A 917-nucleotide genomic window follows, 5' to 3' on the forward strand; every position below is an offset into this window, starting at 1 on the left:
CATAACAACCAAAATCCTAACAATAAGATTGATGCTCATAAATTAGCGACTTGTGGTCTGTATCACGATGCCACTGAGGTCATCACGGGGGATATGCCAACACCGGTCAAATATCACAGTAAGGCCATGCGAAATGCATACAAAGGCGTGGAGCAACGCGCCGAAAAAGAACTGCTCAATCTATTACCCACAGAAATGCATGAAGCATTTAAAGGTGTATTAATAGAGCATGAATTACCCGAGGTATATCAACGTTTATTGAAAGCGGCCGATAGATTATCTGCCCTCTTAAAATGCCAAGCAGAATTGCGTGCTGGAAATAAAGAGTTTGAGCATGCAGCACAAGAAATACTCAAACGTTTGAACGAGGAACAACAGCCAGAAGTACTCTACTTCCTCGAAAACTTTGCACCGGCATATGCATTAAGTCTCGATCATTTACTGAAATAAAATTCTTTGAATATCAGCATTATTTAATTGCCCCTAGACATGGCGACATTTCCGGTCGTTTTAGGCGATATATTTACTCCTGTCGATAGGCAATACCGCCATCAATCATCAGGAGAAAAATTATGTTCCGTGTTAATGCATTTACTCAGAAAGGCACTAAATTCCGTTTCCGCGTCCAAGCTGACAACATTCACAGCGTGAGAGAAACCATCAATGAAATCTTCGAAGGGAAAGCCATGCGTTTAGTATTGGTCGAGCCAATCTCTTAAGCTGGTATGTTATGTATAGTGTTGTTGCATGGCGCTGAGGTAATCCGACAGCTCATTTCGTATGACCTGTGGAGCAGTAACCTTTGCCTGAGCGCCTAACGCTAGCAGCCAATTCCTCAATTGCACGGTGTGTTTTACCCTAGCGGATAAACGCCAATGCCCATCAGATATCTCGTTAAGACTTTGCGTTTCATTTAG

Annotated in this window: 3 protein-coding genes; 2 read left to right on the top strand and 1 reads right to left on the bottom strand. The window is 42.5% G+C overall.

Features of this window, described 5'->3' with window-relative positions:
- A partial coding sequence (yfbR, locus tag A3738_RS00885; protein WP_068763269.1) for a 5'-deoxynucleotidase occupies window positions 1-450 on the top strand: 450 nt, incomplete at its 5' end.
- A gap of 122 nt (window positions 451-572) precedes the next feature.
- Window positions 573-719, top strand: coding sequence for a hypothetical protein (locus A3738_RS29740; protein ID WP_156493583.1), 147 nt, complete (start codon window positions 573-575; stop codon window positions 717-719).
- A 9-nt stretch (window positions 720-728) separates the two neighbouring features.
- Here the strand turns inward: A3738_RS29740 and A3738_RS29015 are convergent.
- Window positions 729-917: WYL domain-containing protein (locus A3738_RS29015; RefSeq protein WP_156503849.1), on the bottom strand; the 189-nt coding region annotated here is incomplete at its 5' end.

The sequence above is a fragment of the Oleiphilus sp. HI0066 genome, assembly GCF_001635725.1.

Coding starts and splice junctions, on each gene's coding strand:
- A3738_RS29740 (WP_156493583.1), top strand. CDS start 573: ATGTTCCGTGTTAATGCATTTACTCAGAAAGGCACTAAATTCCGTTTC.